The organism is Sunxiuqinia sp. A32 (genome assembly GCF_052690465.1).
Genome location: NZ_JBQYLI010000013.1, coordinates 63492 through 83148 on the forward strand (window position 1 = coordinate 63492; position 19657 = coordinate 83148).

21 protein-coding genes are annotated in these 19657 nt (G+C 37.5%); 3 read left to right on the top strand and 18 right to left on the bottom strand.

From position 1 onward, the window contains the following. Positions 1-4: 4 nt before the first annotated feature. From ACUNWD_RS13880 to ACUNWD_RS13890, 3 genes are all read left to right on the top strand, one after another. Positions 5-568: a c-type cytochrome gene (locus ACUNWD_RS13880; protein ID WP_445588424.1), complete on the top strand. Its 564-nt coding sequence runs from the start codon at positions 5-7 to the stop codon at positions 566-568. 28 nt (positions 569-596) lie between these two features. Beyond that, positions 597-1757 (top strand): hypothetical protein, encoded by a 1161-nt coding sequence (locus ACUNWD_RS13885; RefSeq protein WP_445588425.1) that lies wholly within the window; start codon positions 597-599, stop codon positions 1755-1757. A 138-nt stretch (positions 1758-1895) separates the two neighbouring features. Beyond that, positions 1896-3428 carry a sulfatase family protein gene (locus ACUNWD_RS13890; protein ID WP_445588426.1) on the top strand — a complete coding sequence of 511 codons (1533 nt, stop codon included), beginning with the start codon at positions 1896-1898 and terminating at the stop codon, positions 3426-3428. Positions 3429-3509: 81 nt separating this feature from the next. Here ACUNWD_RS13890 and ACUNWD_RS13895 read toward each other — a convergent pair whose 3' ends face one another. The 18 genes from ACUNWD_RS13895 to ACUNWD_RS13980 all read right to left on the bottom strand — a co-directional run bounded on the left by ACUNWD_RS13895 (position 3510) and on the right by ACUNWD_RS13980 (position 19485). Beyond that, positions 3510-3914 carry a carboxypeptidase-like regulatory domain-containing protein gene (locus ACUNWD_RS13895; protein ID WP_445588427.1) on the bottom strand — a complete coding sequence of 135 codons (405 nt, stop codon included), beginning with the start codon at positions 3912-3914 and terminating at the stop codon, positions 3510-3512. Between the two features lie 92 nt (positions 3915-4006). After that, positions 4007-4849 (bottom strand): SDR family oxidoreductase, encoded by an 843-nt coding sequence (locus ACUNWD_RS13900; protein ID WP_445588428.1) that lies wholly within the window; start codon positions 4847-4849, stop codon positions 4007-4009. A 14-nt stretch (positions 4850-4863) separates the two neighbouring features. Beyond that, on the bottom strand, positions 4864-5184 hold the full coding sequence (locus tag ACUNWD_RS13905) for a heavy-metal-associated domain-containing protein (RefSeq protein ID WP_445588429.1): 321 nt from the start codon (positions 5182-5184) through the stop codon (positions 4864-4866). Position 5185: 1 nt separating this feature from the next. Then, positions 5186-5662 carry a DUF302 domain-containing protein gene (locus ACUNWD_RS13910; protein WP_445588430.1) on the bottom strand — a complete coding sequence of 159 codons (477 nt, stop codon included), beginning with the start codon at positions 5660-5662 and terminating at the stop codon, positions 5186-5188. 59 nt (positions 5663-5721) lie between these two features. Further along, positions 5722-6600: a protoheme IX farnesyltransferase gene (locus ACUNWD_RS13915; RefSeq protein ID WP_445588431.1), complete on the bottom strand. Its 879-nt coding sequence runs from the start codon at positions 6598-6600 to the stop codon at positions 5722-5724. Further along, complete coding sequence (gene coxB / locus ACUNWD_RS13920) at positions 6597-7538, bottom strand: cytochrome c oxidase subunit II (RefSeq protein ID WP_445588432.1); 942 nt, start codon at positions 7536-7538, stop codon at positions 6597-6599. Before coxB ends, ACUNWD_RS13915 begins: the two co-directional genes overlap by 4 nt. Positions 7539-7544: 6 nt before the next feature. Next, complete coding sequence (locus ACUNWD_RS13925) at positions 7545-7829, bottom strand: cytochrome C oxidase subunit IV family protein (protein ID WP_445588433.1); 285 nt, start codon at positions 7827-7829, stop codon at positions 7545-7547. A gap of 10 nt (positions 7830-7839) precedes the next feature. Then, entirely contained in the window at positions 7840-8457 is a 618-nt protein-coding gene (locus ACUNWD_RS13930) for a cytochrome c oxidase subunit 3 family protein (RefSeq protein WP_445588434.1), read from the bottom strand. Between the two features lie 14 nt (positions 8458-8471). Then, entirely contained in the window at positions 8472-10085 is a 1614-nt protein-coding gene (locus ACUNWD_RS13935; protein WP_445588435.1) for a cytochrome c oxidase subunit I, read from the bottom strand. A gap of 14 nt (positions 10086-10099) precedes the next feature. Further along, positions 10100-10891 carry an SCO family protein gene (locus tag ACUNWD_RS13940; RefSeq protein WP_445588436.1) on the bottom strand — a complete coding sequence of 264 codons (792 nt, stop codon included), beginning with the start codon at positions 10889-10891 and terminating at the stop codon, positions 10100-10102. Positions 10892-11115: 224 nt separating this feature from the next. Continuing rightward, complete coding sequence (locus ACUNWD_RS13945) at positions 11116-11835, bottom strand: sulfite exporter TauE/SafE family protein (protein WP_445588437.1); 720 nt, start codon at positions 11833-11835, stop codon at positions 11116-11118. Beyond that, on the bottom strand, positions 11832-12284 hold the full coding sequence (locus tag ACUNWD_RS13950) for a FixH family protein (RefSeq protein WP_445588438.1): 453 nt from the start codon (positions 12282-12284) through the stop codon (positions 11832-11834). Before ACUNWD_RS13950 ends, ACUNWD_RS13945 begins: the two co-directional genes overlap by 4 nt. A gap of 8 nt (positions 12285-12292) precedes the next feature. Further along, positions 12293-13702, bottom strand: a complete 1410-nt coding sequence (gene ccoG / locus ACUNWD_RS13955) for a cytochrome c oxidase accessory protein CcoG (RefSeq protein WP_445588439.1) — start codon at positions 13700-13702, stop codon at positions 12293-12295. A 24-nt stretch (positions 13703-13726) separates the two neighbouring features. After that, positions 13727-14386 carry a cbb3-type cytochrome c oxidase N-terminal domain-containing protein gene (locus ACUNWD_RS13960; RefSeq protein ID WP_445588440.1) on the bottom strand — a complete coding sequence of 220 codons (660 nt, stop codon included), beginning with the start codon at positions 14384-14386 and terminating at the stop codon, positions 13727-13729. Positions 14387-14405: 19 nt separating this feature from the next. Continuing rightward, entirely contained in the window at positions 14406-14585 is a 180-nt protein-coding gene (locus tag ACUNWD_RS13965) for a CcoQ/FixQ family Cbb3-type cytochrome c oxidase assembly chaperone (RefSeq protein WP_445588441.1), read from the bottom strand. Further along, positions 14578-16728 (bottom strand): cytochrome-c oxidase, cbb3-type subunit I, encoded by a 2151-nt coding sequence (gene ccoN, locus ACUNWD_RS13970; protein ID WP_445588442.1) that lies wholly within the window; start codon positions 16726-16728, stop codon positions 14578-14580. The genes ACUNWD_RS13965 and ccoN overlap by 8 nt, the downstream gene beginning before the upstream one ends. 10 nt (positions 16729-16738) lie before the next feature. Next, a complete protein-coding gene (ccoS, locus tag ACUNWD_RS13975) occupies positions 16739-16942 on the bottom strand; it encodes a cbb3-type cytochrome oxidase assembly protein CcoS (protein WP_445588443.1) in 204 nt (67 codons plus the stop codon). Positions 16943-17085: 143 nt separating this feature from the next. Continuing rightward, entirely contained in the window at positions 17086-19485 is a 2400-nt protein-coding gene (locus ACUNWD_RS13980; RefSeq protein WP_445588444.1) for a heavy metal translocating P-type ATPase, read from the bottom strand. Between the last annotated feature and the right edge of the window lie 172 nt (positions 19486-19657).

Consider the following 19657-nt stretch of genomic DNA (forward strand, 5'->3'; position numbering starts at 1 on the left):
AGATATGATGAACCTTAAAGGAATAAGATACATAGTTATAATAGGAATTTCGGTGATGTGTATGGCTTGTGATCATAACCGGAATACTCCAGGCTGGCAATATTTTGATGATATGGTTACCTCGCCTGCATATGAGAGTTACACGAAGAACCCAAATTTTTCAGATGGAAAAACACTTCAGCCAACTGTTGAAGGGACGATTCCAAGAGGTTTCATGCCATACCCATATGAAAAGAATGATAGTGACCGGTTATTGGCTGGACAAACATTGGAAAATCCATTGTTAGCAACACCCGACAATATAAGCAGGGGGGAGAAAGTATTTGGAATTTATTGTGCCAGCTGTCATGGATTAACCGGTGATGGACAGGGAAAACTATATACATCCAAAAAATATCCATATCCGCCTGCTAGTTTATTATCGGATAAGATTAAAAATGCAACTGACGGTGAAATTTACCATGTTATTTCTGTTGGCTGGGGGGTAATGGCTGAACATGGATCGATGATTAGACCAGAAGATCGATGGAAGGCAGTGTTATATATTAAAAACGAATTGCATAAATAAGAACGAACGAAGACAAAAGAAACAGGCTATGGAAGAAAAATTTGTCATACCACGAAAATTGAAACAGATCGCCATCGGACTGATTGTTGTTGGAGTTGTTTCTTTGGCTGTGGGATTTATAACAGATCCGGTTAGAGCGTGGGCGAATTATTTGCTCAACAATTTTTATTTTGTTTCAATTGCTATTGGTGCTGCATTTTTTGTTGGAATCCAGTACATATCGCAAGCGGGTTGGTCTGCTGCTTTCAAACGGATTCCCGAAGCAATGGCTGCTTATATTCCATTTGCAGCAGTATTTTTTATAGTTCTAATCTTTGGGGTCCATTCACTTTATGAGTGGTCGCATGAAGAGGAAGTATTAACTGATCATTTAATACATCATAAATCACCCTATCTAAATCTTCCATTTTTCTCCATTCGAATAGTTGTATTTTTTGCCTTATGGATTCTTCTTACAAAAATGATGCGTCGCGTTTCGCTAAAAGAAGATTTAAATGGAGGAGTGGAGTATTTCCGGCGATCAGAGCACCTATCGAAAATATTTATTTTTATTGTTGCAGTGACATTTTCAGCCTTTGCAATCGATATGATTATGTCGCTGGAGGTACACTGGTTTAGTACTTTGTTTGCGGGTCAAATGTTTATTGCTGCATTTTTGCACGGCGCTTCAATCATCACACTAATTGTGATCATTTTGCATCGATATGGATACCTTAAGGTGCTGAATCGCTCTCACCTGCATGATTTTACCCGATACATATTTATGCTGGCAATTGTTTGGGGGTACTTTAATTTTGCGCAGTTTATGTTGATTTGGTATGGAAATATTCCTGAAGAAACTCAATTCTACGCACATCGTTCCCATGGAATATTTCAAATATTATTTTACTTGAATATCATTTTAAACTGGGCGATTCCTTTCTTTTTCCTTATGCCTCGAAAAAATTCGCGAAGTAAATTGGTAATGGTTCCTGTGATTATTTTATTAATCATTGGTCAATATACAGAGTTGTATTATGTGATCTGGCCTGCAACTGTTCATGAATCAAGTTTCGGATTGATTGAGATTGGAACGTTTCTTGGCTTTGCCGGATTATTTTGTCTGGTAGTGATTACCTATTTGGCAAAAGCAAGTCTGGTGCCTAAGAATCACCCTTATTTGCAGGAAAGTATTCATCATCATTTCTAATAAAAAAAGACTTTTTATGAAAGGGTGTTTGTTGAGGCAAATACCCTTTTTGTATTCTATAATGGGCTACATTAAAAAACTTTTCCTACTTTTACCTACCAGTACCTACTAGCTGATATTAAACTAAAACCAAAGACGATGAATAAAATTTTAATTTCTTCCCTTGCGTTGGCGAGTTTAGCTGCTTGCATAGGAGAAAAGGCACCGCATAAACAAAATCCCAATGTTGTAGTTATTTATCTTGATGATTTGGGATTTGGTGATATTAGCGCTTATGGAGCTACTGAATTGAGTACTCCTAATTTGGATGCAATTGCCAGTAGTGGTGTTCGGTTTACAGATGCACATGCTACTTCTGCAACATGTACGCCGAGCCGATACGGAATAATAACCGGTGTTTATCCCTGGCGTAATAAAGATGCAAATATTCTTCCCGGTACGGCTCCATTGATTATAGATACTGCCCAGGTGACTATTCCCAAAATGCTTAAAAAGCTAGGATATCATACAGGTATTGTAGGTAAATGGCACATGGGATTAGGTACAGGTGTTGTTGATTGGAATCAGCACATTTCTCCTGGACCAAATGAAGTTGGATTTGACTATTCATATATAATGGCGGCAACTCAAGATCGTGTGCCAACCGTTTATATCGAAAACGGGAATGTAGTGAATTTAGATCCGAATGATCCAATTGAAGTAAGTTACAGTAGTAATTTTGAAGGGGAGCCTACTGGGAGAGATAATCCGGAATTGCTAACGATGAAGTGGCATCATGGGCACAATAACAGTATTGTCAATGGAATTCCGCGTATTGGTTTTATGAAAGGAGGAGAGTCTGCAAAATGGACTGATACAGAAATGGCTGGCAACTTTCTGGAAAAGGCACAAACGTACGTGAAATTACATAAGGATGAGCCTTTCTTTTTGTACTATGCAATGCAACAGCCACATGTTCCACGCACACCAAACCCTCGATTTGTTGGTGCTTCAGGTTTGGGGCCACGGGGTGATGTAATTGTCGAAGCTGATTGGTGCATTGGCGAATTCATGAAAACCCTGGAGGAAGAAGGGTTACTCGAAAATACATGGATAGTAATTTCAAGCGATAACGGACCTGTTTTAAATGATGGCTATTACGATGATGCCGTTGAGAAATTAGGCAACCACAAACCAGGAGGACCTCTTCGTGGTGGAAAATACAGCCTATTCGAGGCAGGTACACGTGTTCCATTTATAACTTATTGGAAAGGCAAAATTGAACCAAAAGTATCGGATGCTCTTGTGTGTCAGATAGATTTACTTGCATCAATCGCTGACTTGGTGGGTGCTTCTCAAACTGCTACTGATAGCCAGAATAAATTGGATGTATTCATGGGGAAAAGTGAAGAGGGCAGAGAAACTTTAATATTAGAGGCTACTAGCCGCACGGCTCTGAGGGAAGGTGATTGGTTAATGATTCCTCCTTATGAAGGTCCTGCCGTTAATACAATGGTTAATATTGAATTAGGTAATTCAGAAGAATTTCAATTATACAATTTGAAAGAAGATATTGGGCAGCAAAATAATTTAGCTCAGGAAATGCGTGAAAAACTGGATGAGATGATGAGTAAGTTTATTTCCTTAAGAGGTGAAAATTATACAAATACGAAACAACTTGAGCTAAAGTAGGGTATCTATTGTTTTAATAAAAGCTTTTGAAAGAGGGCAATTGTTTACAGATGATGGAATCTTGAATAATTGCCTTCTTCGTTATTTCCTTACTTGTGATTTCTTTTTTAAGAAAGGTAGCTTCTTATTTGCTGCTATTGGCTCTTTTTCCGAATTATTAGCCGTATCAAGTTTGATAACTTTTATTTCGCTGTGAGATCCATTCAGGGAACTCACATCTACCAATGAAGTTTGGTAACCATCCAGGCTAATTAATATATTAGCCGTATCATGAGGAAGGTTCCATAACCTGAATTCACCTTCTTGATTCGTAATGGTACCAATACCGTTCAAGTTATTTTCTAAACTTATATTAACCCCGATCAGCGGTTGCATTGTTTCTTTGTCTACGACTTTGCCCCAAATATTGGTGGTTTGGCCATTTCCTGCCGTAGACACCATACAGGAAAAAAGAAAAATGGCGAAGTAGATGGATAATGTTTTCATGGTTGTTTCTTGTTTCTAGTTATTTAGACAGAAAACATCATGAAAAGGTTGCTTTTTTAATGTTAAAAAATTTATAATAATGTTAAGCTAAATTATTTTAATGTTTGATATATAAAGTCTTCTAGTTTAACTTTAGGTTCACCAAGAATTTTCCAGGTATTTTCAGATACCAATTCTTCCTTTACATTTTCATAATAAGAAAGGAGTAATCCAAATCGGCCCATATCTTTTGTGATAGGGTGGTGGTTTAGTTTTAGCGTTGGATGATATGCTTTAATAAATCTTTCCCCGGCTTTGGCAAATGTGAGAGCTTCTTTTCCTTGTACCGCAAATTCTTTGTTGAACGTATTTACGTTTCCAATAGCCTTTGTTAATTGATCAGCAAAATCGGTTGTGTTTGCCCAATAGAATGGATGAGCATCTTTTCCATAAACAGCAAACTCATCACCTTTAATAAACGCAGGGAGCGCATTTAAAAACCAGGTCGGGTGAAAGATGGTGTAGGGAATTCCTGAATCCTTTATCAATTGATGACCAATGCTTCTAACCGCATTTGCATCATAAATCTCACCTTTTTGATTAAATTCCGGATGGAGTGCACCAATACCTGAAATTTTCAATATTTGCTTAATTGGAGAATCCTTTAGCACCTCCAGTAAGTTTTTTACTCCGTCAATTTCTGCAACAAATTCTGCATCCGGTTCTTGTATCGAAAGATTTAAATAGAGATACTCAGTATCTTTTAATGATTTGGCAAGTGCTATTTTATCATTTAAATCAGCCTTTTTTATTTTCGTGCCGTCGGGTAGTAGTGTCTTTGCTTTTTCTACGTTCCTTACACTAGCTGTAACCTCTACGCTATTTTCTTGTAACCGCTTTATAATTGGTAAAGCAAGTTTTCCTGTTGCACCAATAACCGAGAGTTTCTTAATCATTTTTTCCAAACAAGTTATTCAACCACCTTGTAACCCCGTTTCTCAATAGCCTGTGCTATCTGATTTTTATTTGTTTTAGAAGAGTCGAAAACGACCAATGTAGTTGAGTCTTCGTGATTAGCTTCTACTTTCACAATCCCTTCCAATTCATTCACCCCTTTTTGAATCGACATTTCACAATGATCACAGGTCATACCTTCAACATGATAAACAAGCTCAACATTTGTTGTAGGTGTATCGATGGTGGTTGCCTTTTCTTTTTCTGATTTAGAAGAAGAACAAGCAAATGCAATTAAGCCAATAAGCAGTGACAAGAAAATAGTATGAGTTTTCATTTTATTTAAATAAGGGTTCTAAGATTTTTTCACTATCGTCACCAGCATCTCCCATTACTGCTTTAATATTTCCGCCAAGAATTTTAGATAACAATCCAGCATTTAATCTTGAGACATAGGTTTTTCCATCCTTTTTTTCAAAAATGGCAATTCTACAAGGCATCATTGCTGAAACATGTTGATCGTCATCACTTCCCAAAACCCGAACAGCTACATCTGGTTTGCATACAGAAAATACTTTGACTGGTTTAACCGAAAAACCGTGTTTTGCCATGGTTGCTTGCAGGTCATAATGATGAGGCATGCTCCACTTATTTGTCTTGGTAGATTCAATAATCATTTCTGCTGTTTTGTCGAAATCATACTTGCTTTCAGTAACTGTAAACATCATTTTGGGTGCTAATACCAAAATAATCAATACACTTGCCAATATTCCTGTAATTAGGCCTGTTATAAACATATTTGTATTCTTTTTCATGATTTTAATATATGCAATAATCTAAATATGTAAATATAACATCTCTGTAATGGAAATGTTTAAACAGGATGAAAGAGGCTATCAATAACCAAAACAATCATCATAAAGAGGTAGAGAAAGTTCAGCTTAAAAAAGGTTTGCCGAGGGTGTAAATTCTTTTTTACAAGCAACTGCAAGGTTAATGAAAATAACAAATAGAAGATATAAAATACCAGGATGAACATAGCAGTACGACCGGTCATTACTTTAGTTGCAATTAGCAAAGCTGAAGCAATGGTAGCAAGAATCCAGGTGTAGCTTAACCTTTTAATTTGATTTTCACTTAAAACATCATTTAGGCTTGGATATCCTACTAACTTGTATTCTTTCCCAAACATAAGTAGCAACAGCCAAAAATGGGGGATTTGTCCGATAAAAAAGAAGATGGCGACTAATAATATTGAAGGGCTGGTAATATCTCCCCCCGCTGCAAGCCAACCAATATAAGGAGGCAATGCGCCTACTAGTGAACCTGGCACCACTGCGAAAGCCGTGTATTTTTTTAGTGGAGTATAAATTCCATTGTAAGAAATAAGAGTGAGTGTACTCGCTAACAATCCGGCAATTGGGAAATGTATATATAATACGTAAGCTCCTAAAATGAAGTAGATCACAAAAACCCAGATTGCAAATAGTGGTGAGATTTTACCAGAGGGAATTGGCCTATCCTTGGTTCTAGGCATTTGGGCATCGATTTTATGCTCTTGCCAGTGATTGATCGCACCAGAGCTGCAGGACATCAGAAACACCCCCAATGCAAGGTAAAAACCATCCAATCCAATTGTGCCAGTTTGAAGCACGTATCCGGTTAGTGCAGATAAAGCAACAGGTAGTGATATGCGTGCTTTTCCAAGTTGAAGGATAATTTTTATATATTCGTAAATACTCAGTTTTTTCATTTTAATGTTTTGAGATACTCAATGATCTGTTCTACTTCCACATCGGTTAATTGACCTTGGTAGGATAACATTAAACCTTTATTAAAGCCATCCACGATATCTGCATTTGGATCATATATTGATCGTTTGATGTACTCATCATCAACCGTGATGGTTCTTTCCTCTCCACCTGTTTTTACGGTAACTTCATGGCCATATATACCTTTGAATGATGGTCCGACTAATTTTGAACCGTCAAGTGAATGGCAGGCAAGACAACCAATATTTGTCATGATGCGCTTACCTGACGCTGAAGGTGAATCAACAGCAACAGGTGCACGCTTGGTTGTGTCAACATACCATTTGATGAAATCTTCTTCCGGCATTACTTTTACCCAATTGTACATATAGGAGTGTTGCAATCCACAATATTCGGTACAGAATAATTCGTAAATACCTTCCTTTTGAGGAATAAACCACATAAACTTTTCGCGTCCTGGAACTACATCTTCCTTGACCCTGAAAGCAGGTATGTAAACCGAGTGAATCACATCCAGAGCTTTCAAGTTTAACTTGATTGGCTTATCTTTTGGGATAAATAGTGTATCTGTTTTTTTACCATTTTCGTATTCAAAAGTGAAATTCCACATTCGCCCAACAACTGTAATATTAAAGCTATCATCAGGTGCCGTTTTCATTGGCTTCCAACCGGCCCAACCATAATAAAACATGATCAATACAAGTATGGTTGGAATGACAGTCCAAATAATTTCGAGCGAAGTGCTGCCTTTAATTTGGGTTGCTTTGGGATTTCTCTTCCGGTTATACTTGTAGATGAAATAAATCATCACAATGGTTAATGCTATTAAAAAGAAAAATGAAATTCCAAGAATTAGGAGAAATGCCCGATCAACACCGGATACAAAATTAGAGGCTTGAGTTGATGCTAATATATACATAGTTTCTTATCTGAAATAGTAGTCAAAAAATGTGATAATGATTACAGCGAAAAACACTGCAAATACAAATCCAACCATCGATTTTATATAGGTTTTCTCATATTTTAAGTGCATGAAATAGGTCAACACAATGTATGACTTTATGGAAGCGAGGAGTAATGCACCTGCTACTGTCAATCCCCCCAATTCAATACTTGTAATCCCAATTGAGATAAAGGTAATTGAGATCAGTGCCAATAATACAAGTATGTAAGTGCTGTATGGTATTATATGATGTTTTTCGTTTTCCATAACTATGTAATTAATGAATTAAATAAAAAAGTGGGAAAAGGAAAATCCAGATTAAATCGACTAAGTGCCAGTATAGACCGGCATTTTCAAGTAGAGATGGACGATCAGCATGTACAGTTCCTTTTTTTATTCTGGCTAGCGCAAAACCCATTATTACCATTCCAACTATAATATGAAGGGCGTGAAGGCCTGTCATCACAAAATAAAGCCCGAAGAAAAGGATTTCTCCCCGACTCATTTCGTTAATCATCATTTCCGAACCAGGGAAAATACCATGGTCAAATTTGACACCCCATTCAAAGTATTTGTTAATGAGGAAAAGTAAGGCCAACATAAAGGTGATCTCCAACAAAACAATGGTTGTTCCTTTCTGTTTTTTTTGAAGCGATGAAGTTGACATCGCAATGGTCATACTGCTTATAAGAAGTATGATCGTATTTAAAGCTCCGATGGTTGTGTTTAATTCCTCAGCAGCCAAATGAAAGGCATCAGGATTCATGAACCTGTAAACCGAATAAACAATAAAAAGTCCTCCAAAAAGGAGCAGTTCAGTGAAAATGAAAAGCCACATTCCGATCTTCGATCCTTCAGGGTCATAATGCTCATCGTGGTGTACAACTTGTGACATAGGTGTAATGTTTTTTAATATTCGTATGGTCCGTCTTTTTCCCCGTAAACTGGTATTTCATCAAAATTTTCAACAGGTGGAGGCGATGGTACTGTCCATTCAAGTGTTTTTCCATTCCAAGGATCAACAGGCGCAATTGCGCCAACTCTGGCTGACCGAAATAAATTAACCAGGATAATTACTAATCCAAAAACCATCACCCATGATCCAAGTGTTGAAAGAATGTTTCCTCCATGGAATTCTTCTAAATAATCGTAATAACGTCTTGGCATACCCTGCAATCCCAAGTAAAACATTGGGGTATAAAGGGCTAAGAAACCAATGAAAAAAGTGAGCCATCCAACATTTGCCCAGCTTTTATCATACATTCGTCCGTAAATTTTTGGAAACCAGTAGTGAATGGCCGCCATAAATGAAAATCCAACTCCACCAAAAACAATGAAATGGAAGTGTGCAACAACGAATGCTGTATCGTGTACATAGATATCTGTTGCCAATGCGCCAAGAACCAAACCAGACAAACCTCCAATCATAAAAACAAAAATGAACGAGGCAGCCCAGAAAAAAGGAGTTTCTAATCGTATTGATCCTTTATACATGGTTGAAATCCAGTTGAATACTTTAATAGCACTTGGGATAGCAACAAGAAATGTCAGAATGGAGAACGTATATTGCGCAGTTCCACTCATTCCGGAAGTGAACATGTGATGCCCCCATACAAAATAGCCAACAAATGCAATGGCAAGTGTTGAGGCAATAATTGCTTTATATCCAAAAATATGTTTTTGCGAAAATGTAGGGATAATTTCGGAGATTGCTCCCATGGCAGGTAATATCATTACATATACTGCCGGGTGAGAATAAATCCAAAACAAATGTTGATATAGAATTGGATCGCCACCCAAAGCAGGGTCAAATACTCCAATGCCGAAAACTCGTTCTAAAGCAACTAATACCAATGTGATACCAACAACTGGAGTTGCCAGAAGCTGAATCCATGCAGTACCATAAAGTGTCCATGGGAATAATGGCATTTTTGTCCATTTCATTCCCGGAGCACGCATTCGGTGTATGGTTACAATGAAATTTAATCCGGTAAGTATTGATGAAAAGCCCAGCACAAATGCTCCAAATATTGCGGGCAACATATTCGTGCCGGTTTTAAAACTATAGGGAGCATAAAATGTCCATCCGGTGTCGGGTGTTCCCGGCCCAAATAACAGCGAAGCGATAACCAAAATTGCCCCTGCAATATAAATATACCAGGAAAATAAATTCAGCTTAGGGAAAGCCACATCTTTCGCACCAATCATTATGGGAAGCATGAAATTACCAAAAACAGCGGGTAGTCCTGGTATCACAATCATAAAGATCATAATGACACCATGAACTGTGAAAACTGCATTATAATCACTGGCCTCCATTATGGTTTTTCCGGGAGCAATTAGTTCAAGTTTCATTGCGAGACCCAGCATAACTCCAACAAGAAATAGCCCCATCATGGAGTACATGTAGAGCAAGGCAATCCGTTTGTGATCGGTGGATAATATCCAGCTTAATAATCCTTTGTGTTTCCCCTTATATTCGAGGTAACTAATGTCCGTGGGGATTTTTGAAGTCGCTTGCATATTTTGTTCGTTCGTTATTGTTTTCTTTTAGGTTTGAAAATCAAAATAAGGAAAATGACTAATGCCACGAATAGGATAAGTATTCCGGCAACTTTTGTTACATTCAGTACATACGTTTGACCTTCAGGATCGTATGAGTAACAAAATTGTAATATTTTATTGATTGTGGGCCCGCTTTGTCCTTTTGAAGCTTCAACAACTGCCATTTTCCATTCAAATGGTAAAAAGTAAATTCCATTCAGGTATCGGGTTATTTTGCCTTCAGGACTCACAACTATTACTGAAGCAGCATGTAGAAAATCATTACCAGTCCGTTTGTATTTAAAACCAACAGCATTCGTAGCTTTAACAATACTGGCACTGTCTGAAACGAAAAATTTCCAGCCTTTGGCAATTTGATCTTTATTATTTACCAGATTGAGGTAGTTCGTTTTTTTTCGTGTAGCGAGTTCTAAACCTTCGGTTGGATCAAAGCTGATCGTTAAAACCTGATAATCCTCTCCTGGCATTAAGTCTGATCGATCCATAACTTCAGCAATACCTTCCATCAGTGGACTACAAATTCCCGGGCATCGGAAATACACGAAATTCAAAATTGTTGGTTTATCAATCAAATCGGTAAGAACCACTTTCTGAGAGTCTTCTCCAACTATATAAATATCAGTTGGAAGAAATTCATCAAGATGCTCAACAACGCCTATTTCAGGATCGTCAGAATTCCGGTTGAACACTGTTTTTTGCCCAAACAGATTAATCTGAGTCAAAATAAAGAATAGAACAAGTATTGATTTTGGGCTCTGCCTCATATTATTTTTGACTTATTGGTTTTATTTTATTCAAGCCTTTCTACCTTTTACTTTATCAACTTATACAAACCAAAAAAACATCCGAATGTTTAAGCGGATACAAATAATTCCAATATTTTTTTGATGGTTTTACCTCTTTGATATTTCAATTTTTCCTTTCAAATTATTTATGTAAGATAGTCTATTTTCTTTTATAGTTATAATTCAGTGTTTTAACTCATTCATTAATGGCAGCAATTGTCATCAATCTTTCTTCCTATTGGTATAAGTTTTTCTGCTTTTGGACTCACATATGGGATACCTAAAGAGAGCCCCCTGAGGATAAATAAAATACCAAGAAGAATGATAAAGTAGGGGACTGCTTTACGCATTCTTATTCTTAATTTAGTGCCGATTAAATTACTGGTTAATGAAACTATTGCCATCATCGGAATTGTTCCTATCCCAAATAATACCATAAACAAGGCACCTGAAATTACTTCGTTTGTATTAATAGCTCCGGCGATTGCAACATAAACCAGTCCGCAGGGGAGTAGTCCATTTAACAAACCAATTCCAAGTAATGACTCGTAACTTCTATTTTTGAATAGTTTTCGCAGGTTGTTTACTAATCGTCCGGCATATCCGGTGAATAACGTAGAAATACTAATTCGTTGCTTAAAAAAATACGGAAATAGGACACCTGCAATTAGTGCAATCCCAAGTGCGATCGAAGTCCATTGCTGAAATCCGGCAAGTTGAATTCCACGTCCCAATAATCCAAATAATACGCCTAATATCCCGTAGGTAATACTTCGTCCCAAATTATAAATAATCACACCGATCACTTTCGCAGCACGGCTATGAGATTTCAAGGGCAGCGAAATCGCAATTGGTCCGCACATCCCAATACAGTGGAAACTGCCGACAAGGCCTATTGTTAACGGTGTAATCAGATCAATCATTGGCGATGCATAATTTCAAGTTCCTGGTAATATGATTTATCATTTGCAGTCCAGTCCAGTTTTATTTTATAACGCCCCTTGGGAAGCTTCTCAAGCGAAAGTAGCTGACTTAATTTATCGTCAATTTTTACTGGAAAGGTGAGATCATGATTCCCATTTACCGGGCTGTATAATTGAATAGTCCCTTCAAGTTTTTCATGTTGAAAGATCAATGGAAAGTCAAGTTTCAAATTTTTTCCAGAATAATTAATGTTGACCTTTTCTATTAGTTCATTGGCGTTTTTAATTTTCTCGATCTGTTGTTGGTAATTCACCGCTTTTTGATAGTAATCATCATCAACCAAATAATAATCCTGACGTGTGGCAATGAAAACCAATACCAACATTCCGGAGACCATTGTAATGATCGCAATTAAAATTCCTGTTCCCCAATTAATTTTCAATTTCATTTTCTAATTTAATTATCCAAAGAATTTGGTCCCACAAAAGTTGAACTGATTTCTTCAATTAGTTTTCCGTCTGTAAATACTCCAATCGTTATATGTGTGTTTGAGCTTTCAATAAGATCATTATTTAAAATGATTAATAAATTTCTTTTAGCGACCTCCCCAACTTCTACATTTAATTCATCACCCAAAATTTTGATCTCCCCCTCATGAGAAAGTAGCTTTAATTCAAGTGTTACTGTTTCATTGGTTTTATTAATCATTTGAAGGTTGTACAAATTGCTTAACGCATCAGCGCCATATTCCTGAAACATTGTACCCTGCGTTCGGATGATGGTTGTTTCAATATCTCCACGATTGATGAAAGAAACAGTTGCACCACCAATTAGCAAAATCAGGACGATGGAGTATGCAATTGCGCGGGTATTTAATAATTTCTTCCCTGGTTCGGAGATTGAACGTTCTGAGGCGTATCGGATCAAACCTTCTGGTTTATTTACTGCATACATGACTGAATTACAGGAGTCAATGCATGCTGTGCAGTTTATACACTCCAATTGTGTGCCATTCCGAATGTCGATACCGGTCGGGCAAACTTCAACGCATTTTTTGCAATCAATGCAGTCCCCCTTGTCATCATTTTTTCCTCTTCCTCTTGGTTCTCCGCGGATATAATCGTACGCAACAACAATGGAGTTGGCATCAAGCATTACCCCTTGTAGCCTTCCGTAAGGACATACCATCGAGCAAACTTGCTCTCTAAAAGATGAAAAGATAAAATAGTGGGCTCCTGTAAAAGCCATAACACCCAACAAACTGGAGAAACTCTTTCCCGGCCATCCATCCATGATTAATTGTACTTCATGAAAACCTTTTATATATGACCAAAATGTAATAATTGTCCAGAATGAAGTTATTAGGAAAAGAGAATGTTTCGCAATTCTTTTTATTGCTTTCTCAAAGTTCATTTCCTGTTCGGCCAATATGCGTTGTTTTCGTCGGTCGCCATCTATTAAGTATTCTATTGGACGGTAAAGGAATTCCATGAAAACGGTTTGCGGGCATAGCCAGCCACAAAAAATACGTCCATAAACAACGGTGAAAAGCATAACGAATACGAGCAATGTGATGAATGATAGCACCAGAAGATGAAAGTCTTGTGGGTAAAAGGTACTTCCGAAAAGAAAGAATTTACGTTCGATAAAGTTTAGAAAAATTAATGGTTCACCATTAAATTGAATATGGGGAGCCAAATAGAAAAAGAGCAACAATGAATAAGCAACCAGCCGGCGATAGTTATAAAATTTACCTTTAGGCATTTGGGGAAATACCCAGACACGTTTACCTTCAGTATCAATCGTAGCCATGCGGTCACGGAAAGTTGCTTTTTGGTAGGTTGTTGATTTTTCTTCAGCTTCCATCTGAATTTGGGTTTTAACTGAATTTTAACTGGCTGCTTCTTCAGCCTCAACATTTTCAGGTTCTGATTCCGGAATGTATTTTTCTCCTTCAGCAGCTTTTTGGTTTTGAGGATTGGTTCCTTTCAAACTTTGGATGTAGGTAATTACATCTTGAATTTGAGTTTCACTTAATTGATTTTGATACGATATCATACCTTTCTCAATCACCCCATTAATGATTATTTGATGCATGTCCTCCCTTGAGCCGCCATGAATCCAATATTCATCGGTAAAGTTTGGTCCAACCAGTCCTTCTCCAAATTTACCATGGCATACCGAGCATATTTTTGTATAAGTATTTTTCCCACTGGCCATAATATCTTCCTCTGTTCGAACAACTGCCACTGCTTCTTTATTTTCGCCGGAGCTTTCTTCTTCCACTTCACCAATAGCTTCAGCCATTTCATTTTGGTATTCCATATCCTGAATGAGGCTCTCATCTTTAAAAACAAAGAGTAGAATCAGGTAGGCTGCAGAAAATACCAATGACGCGTAGAATAAATACTTCAACCAGGGTGGAAGTGGATTCTCCAATTCCCGGATACCATCAAATTCATGACCACCAATCAGTTTGACATTTGTTACTTCATCAACTTCAACTTCAGCTTGTTTTTTATCGTGTTGTTTGTCTTCTAAGTTGCTCATATGATTCAAATTTGCTTGGCTATTCCAAGTGGTTGTTTAATTCATCTTCTAAAGGAATATGACTGTATCTATCAACTTCATTCTTTTTCATGCGTAGGGTGTGGATGGTAATCAGGATAAAAAAGGCGAAAAAGATAATAAAACCCACAATAGCATAAATTTCTACGCCACTAATATGTTGCAGATGTTCCTTAATCATGCTGTTCTTCTGTTACAGGTTTCATAATGTCGGTTCCCAGTCGCTGCATATAAGCGATCAAGGCAATTATTTCCTTCGTGCTTTCAGTTTCAATACCAGCTTCACGCAGATTTTGAGCAATTTCTTCTGCTTGTTTTTTCAGGTCCTCATTTGCCTGATGCTCGTAGTTTTCAGGATAGGGAACACCTAGCTTCATCATTGCCCTAATACGTGGAGCGGTTGATTCTAAGTCGATATCTTTTTTTGCCAGCCATGGATATTTTGGCATGATGGAACCTTCATTCATTTTTTGAGGATCAATGAAGTGATTGTAATGCCATGCGTTTGGTTTGTAAAGTCTTCCGCTTTTTACTCCTTCACGCGCAAGATCCGGCCCGGTTCTTTTCGATCCAAATTGGAATGGGTGGTCATACACAAATTCACCAGCTTTCGAATATTCGCCATAGCGTTCGGTTTCTGATCGGAAAGGGCGAATCATTTGTGAATGACAGTTATAGCAGCCTTCTTTTACATAGATATCCCGACCATGAAGCTCTAACGGTGTGTAGGGCTTCACACTTGAGATCGTTGGAATATTTGTTTTTATTAAATAAGTCGGGACAATTTCGATGATGCCTCCAACAAGAATTGCAATGGTAGCAAATATTAAAAACCGGATTGGTTTACGTTCCAGAAAGCTATGCCAGCTTTCAGAATTTGTCTTAATTATTGATTGAGTTTTTAAGGCAGGAGCTTCGACTACTTCTTCCTTCACAAAACTACCGGATTGAACTGTTTTAATAATGTTGAACACCAATAAAAACATTCCAATTACATATAAGCTTCCACCAAATGCACGAATTGCGTACATTGGAATTAGCTGCATGACGGTTTCAAGAAAATTCGGATACATTAGGAATCCATCCGGGGTGAACTGTTTCCACATTAAAGCTTGGGTGATGCCTCCAATGTACAGCGGAACTGCATAAAAGATAATAGCTAATGTTGCTATCCAGAAATGGGCATTAGCTAATTTCACCGAATAAAGTTTCGTATTGTATAGTCTTGGAATTAACCAGTACATCATTCCAAAGGTTAGTAAGCCATTCCAACCTAACGCTCCAATATGTGCATGTCCAACGGTCCAGTCAGTAAAGTGACTGATGGCATTTACCGTTTTAAATGAAAGTAAGGGCCCTTCAAAAGTGGACATACCATAGGCAGTCAGCCCAACCACAAACATTTTCAAAATTGGGTCTTTTCTCACCTTATCCCAGGCACCCCGTAAAGTGAATAGTCCGTTGATCATTCCACCCCAACTTGGTGCAAGTAACATTACTGAGAATGTTGTTCCTAAAGCTTGAAGCCAGTCGGGCAGGGAATTGTAAAGTAAGTGGTGTGGCCCGGCCCAGATGTAAATGAATATAAGGGACCAGAAGTGTACAATGGATAGTTTGTATGAATATATTGGACGATTTGCAACCTTTGGTACAAAATAGTACATCAAACCGAGGAAAGGAGTGGTTAAGAAAAAAGCAACTGCATTGTGACCATACCACCATTGCACCAATGCATCCTGTATTCCAGCATAAACCGGATAACTTTTCAATGCACTGAATGGAAGCTCCATGGAATTTACAATATGAAGTACGGCAACAGTTACCCAGGTTGCTATGTAAAACCAAATAGCAACGTATATATGACTGGTTCTTCGTTGCAGAATGGTACCAAACATATTGATGCCAAATACAACCCAAATCAAGGTAATCGCAATGTCAATTGGCCATTCTAGTTCGGCATATTCTTTACCTGAAGTATAACCGGCAAGCAAGGTTACAGCAGCTGATACGATAATCAATTGCCAGCCCCAAAAATGGATTTTCCCAAGTAAATCGCTAAACATTCGTGTTTTTAGTAAGCGTTGCATTGAGTAGTAAACGGCCGTGAAAATAGCATTACCAACAAAAGCAAAAATGACGGCATTGGTGTGAAGTGGACGGGTTCTGCCAAAAGTTGTAAACTCCAAACTAAAATTCATTTCCGGAATAAAAATCTGCAAGGCAATCAGCAGTCCGACCAATAATCCTACAACACCCCAAACCATTGTTGCAACAGCAAAATTCCGGGTAATTTTGTTGTCATAGCTAAACTTCTGTAATTCCATATATCAAGATTTATTTTGATTTTTCTTCAAGAGTCATATCTGTCTTCAAGTCTTTATCATTTTTTGATGAAGAAATATTATCGTCAAATAAAATACGGATTGAGGGGGTGTAAGAATCATCGAACTGGCCGCTTTTTACAGCCCAAATAAAGGCAATAAGAAAGATGGAAGCCACTACTATTCCAATGATGATTAGTAAAAATACTACAGACATGGTCGCCGTTTAAGTTTATTGGTCATCTACCGTGGTTTTTTAGAGTGAAAACATCACTCCACAAATCAATTTGAAACAACAAGATTCATTAAACATTGTTTTCAAGTTAAGCAAATTTTTTTGAAGAGTTTTTAATCCGGTACCTAAAGCTTTATTCTCCTGGCCATGAAATTAACGGAGAATGTTGCTAATGCCACTATTGTAACCGAACTGAGAGGCATTAAAATAGCTGCAATAATTGGTGATAGATTTCCTTGTACCGCGAATGAAATTCCAACGAAATTATAGATGAAGGAAAGGACAAAACCTAACCAAACGATTTTTATACTGGTTTTGCTGAATTTAATGAAACGCTGCAATGAGGCAAACTGATCGGATTGAAGAATTGCATCACATGCAGGTGTGAAATGATAGATGTTGTCAGCAATCACCATTCCAACGCTGCTTTCTTGCAGCGCTCCGGCATCATTCAGCCCATCACCAATCATTAACGATGTTCTTCCATTTTGTTGGAGTTTCCGGACGTATTTAAGCTTGTCGGTTGGTGATTGATTGAAGTTGAGCTTTGCATGATCTTTAAAAAGTGGGATAAGATTTTCGCGTTCCGATTCGTTATCACCACTGATTAAGTGCAGTTCATAATTAGGTTGAAGATTTGAGATGGTCTCAGCCAGTCCTTCGCGATAATTGTTTTCAAATTGATAATATCCCATAATTTTTCCGGATTGATAGATCCAGACTTGAGTTTTCAAATCATCTTCCGGCTGCTCACTTCCGGTTACAAAAAACCTGGATCCGATATGAATCACTTCGCCGTTAATTTTTCCACTGATGCCCATAGACGAAATTTCTTTAAACTCTTCAACTTGTGATAGTTTTTCTTCCTCTATGGATTGATATATAATTTTACTCAGGGGGTGATTTGAATGGAAAACCAGGGATTTTATTTTCCTTAAGTGTTCCGTATTTAGTGTTTCTCCTATGAATTCTGTCTTTGATGATTGTGTATGAGTAATGGTTCCTGTTTTATCAAACACTACGGATTTAATTTTCGAGAGTCGTTCAATGACATCCGTATTCTTTAGATAAAGTCCACTTCTACCAAATTGCCTCAGCGTGCTGCCAAAAGTAAATGGAATTGTTAATGCCAAAGCACAAGGACATGCAATAATGAGAACAGAGGTGAACGCGAAAATTGCTTTATTTGCATCTTTGAAAATCCAATATGCTCCGGCGCTTATTGCTATGCTGATAATTCCAACCGTAAAATATTGACTCACTTTATTAATTAGCTGTGCCATTGGAGGACTTTCCTTCTCTTTTTGATTATCCTGGTTCCAAAGTTGAGTTAGGTAGCTTTGTTCAACTTCTTTTTGTACAGTTAATTCGATGACGTTGCCAATCTGTCGCCCTCCTGCAAATACAAAATCTCCTTGCTTTTTTGAAACAGGAATGGATTCACCGCTTACAAAACTATAATCAATATTTGCCTGCCCTTTTAGAATGATGGAGTCTGCAGGGATCAGTTCCCGGTTTCGCACCAATATGCGATCGTTCACTTTCAATTGATCCAACGGAATGGTCTCATTTCCCGAGTTCGTTAATTTTGTTACCGCCACCGGGAAGTAGGACTTATAGTTTCGTTCGAATGTTAATGCCTGGTAGGTTTTACTTTGGTACCATTTCCCAATTAAAAGAAAAAACACCAAGCCGGTCAATGAATCAAAATAGCCAATTCCATGACCTGCTAATATTTCGATTGTGCTCTCCGTAAAAAGAGTTATCAGCCCCAATGCGATAGGTAAGTCGATACTGATAATTTTTTTTATCAGACTTTTGTAGGCCGACAAAAAGTAATCGCTGGCACAGTAGATTATAACAGGCAAACTCAGTGCGAAACTCAACCAGGCAAATACCAATCTGAAATCGGTTTCGAGATTTTCACTTCCAGGTAAATATTGAGGGAAATGATAAAGCATTGCATTCATGAAACTAAATCCTGCTATTCCAATTTTGATGAGGAGTGTATGGGAGGATTTTGCTTTGGTGGGTTTCTCCAAACTTTGCTGGTTTATTTCAGGTACATAGTGAATGGAGGCAAGTAATTCTACCAGTTTACGCAAGCTAATTTCATTTTCATGGAAAGTAATACTTACTTCTTTCTTTGGAAAATTTACCGATGACTGTGAAATACCATAGTGTAACGTGTGCAGGTTTTCTAGTAGCCAAATACAGGAAGCACAATGAATACTTGGGATAAAAAAGCGAACTTTAGATACACCTGATTCCGAGAAATCAAGTAAGCGTTCTTTTATTTCATCTAAATCTAAAAACGAGTAATTACTATTTTCGGGAATTTGCTCATTTATAATCTTTATGCCGGGAGTAGATTCAATTTCATAATATTTATCCATTTGGTTGTCATTCAATAGTTGATAAACTGTTTGACACCCCTGGCAACAAAATGGTTTTTCTTTCCATATTATAGGAACAGATCCACAATCATCGCCACAATGAATACATGAATGATTTTCTTTTTTCAAAATAGTCTACTTAGCTCAATTTTTGTTTTTCACTAAAAACATATTGCGATGATAAAGGTTGCGAAAAAATAGATTGCGAGAAGCAATTCAATTATTATTTTCAATATCATTCAAGTCATATTAAGTTTGCCTCTTTGATTCAGATTATTTTTTCAATTTGAATTTATCTCGC

What these genes read in the sequence shown, in the direction of transcription:
- ACUNWD_RS13915 (WP_445588431.1), bottom strand. Translation starts at nt 6,600, where the DNA reads ATGAAAAAACTGAGTATTTACGAATATATAAAAATTATCCTTCAACTT.
- ACUNWD_RS13880 (WP_445588424.1), top strand. Translation starts at nt 5, where the DNA reads ATGATGAACCTTAAAGGAATAAGATACATAGTTATAATAGGAATTTCG.
- ccoN (WP_445588442.1), bottom strand. Translation starts at nt 16,728, where the DNA reads ATGGAATTACAGAAGTTTAGCTATGACAACAAAATTACCCGGAATTTT.
- ACUNWD_RS13965 (WP_445588441.1), bottom strand. Translation starts at nt 14,585, where the DNA reads ATGATTAAGGAACATCTGCAACATATTAGTGGCGTAGAAATTTATGCT.
- coxB (WP_445588432.1), bottom strand. Translation starts at nt 7,538, where the DNA reads ATGTATATATTAGCATCAACTCAAGCCTCTAATTTTGTATCCGGTGTT.
- ACUNWD_RS13895 (WP_445588427.1), bottom strand. Translation starts at nt 3,914, where the DNA reads ATGAAAACATTATCCATCTACTTCGCCATTTTTCTTTTTTCCTGTATG.
- ACUNWD_RS13885 (WP_445588425.1), top strand. Translation starts at nt 597, where the DNA reads ATGGAAGAAAAATTTGTCATACCACGAAAATTGAAACAGATCGCCATC.
- ACUNWD_RS13940 (WP_445588436.1), bottom strand. Translation starts at nt 10,891, where the DNA reads ATGAGGCAGAGCCCAAAATCAATACTTGTTCTATTCTTTATTTTGACT.
- ACUNWD_RS13905 (WP_445588429.1), bottom strand. Translation starts at nt 5,184, where the DNA reads ATGAAAACTCATACTATTTTCTTGTCACTGCTTATTGGCTTAATTGCA.
- ACUNWD_RS13930 (WP_445588434.1), bottom strand. Translation starts at nt 8,457, where the DNA reads ATGTCACAAGTTGTACACCACGATGAGCATTATGACCCTGAAGGATCG.
- ACUNWD_RS13910 (WP_445588430.1), bottom strand. Translation starts at nt 5,662, where the DNA reads ATGAAAAAGAATACAAATATGTTTATAACAGGCCTAATTACAGGAATA.
- ACUNWD_RS13890 (WP_445588426.1), top strand. Translation starts at nt 1,896, where the DNA reads ATGAATAAAATTTTAATTTCTTCCCTTGCGTTGGCGAGTTTAGCTGCT.
- ccoG (WP_445588439.1), bottom strand. Translation starts at nt 13,702, where the DNA reads ATGGAAGCTGAAGAAAAATCAACAACCTACCAAAAAGCAACTTTCCGT.
- ACUNWD_RS13945 (WP_445588437.1), bottom strand. Translation starts at nt 11,835, where the DNA reads ATGATTGATCTGATTACACCGTTAACAATAGGCCTTGTCGGCAGTTTC.
- ACUNWD_RS13950 (WP_445588438.1), bottom strand. Translation starts at nt 12,284, where the DNA reads ATGAAATTGAAAATTAATTGGGGAACAGGAATTTTAATTGCGATCATT.
- ACUNWD_RS13935 (WP_445588435.1), bottom strand. Translation starts at nt 10,085, where the DNA reads ATGCAAGCGACTTCAAAAATCCCCACGGACATTAGTTACCTCGAATAT.
- ACUNWD_RS13960 (WP_445588440.1), bottom strand. Translation starts at nt 14,386, where the DNA reads ATGAGCAACTTAGAAGACAAACAACACGATAAAAAACAAGCTGAAGTT.
- ccoS (WP_445588443.1), bottom strand. Translation starts at nt 16,942, where the DNA reads ATGTCTGTAGTATTTTTACTAATCATCATTGGAATAGTAGTGGCTTCC.
- ACUNWD_RS13900 (WP_445588428.1), bottom strand. Translation starts at nt 4,849, where the DNA reads ATGATTAAGAAACTCTCGGTTATTGGTGCAACAGGAAAACTTGCTTTA.
- ACUNWD_RS13925 (WP_445588433.1), bottom strand. Translation starts at nt 7,829, where the DNA reads ATGGAAAACGAAAAACATCATATAATACCATACAGCACTTACATACTT.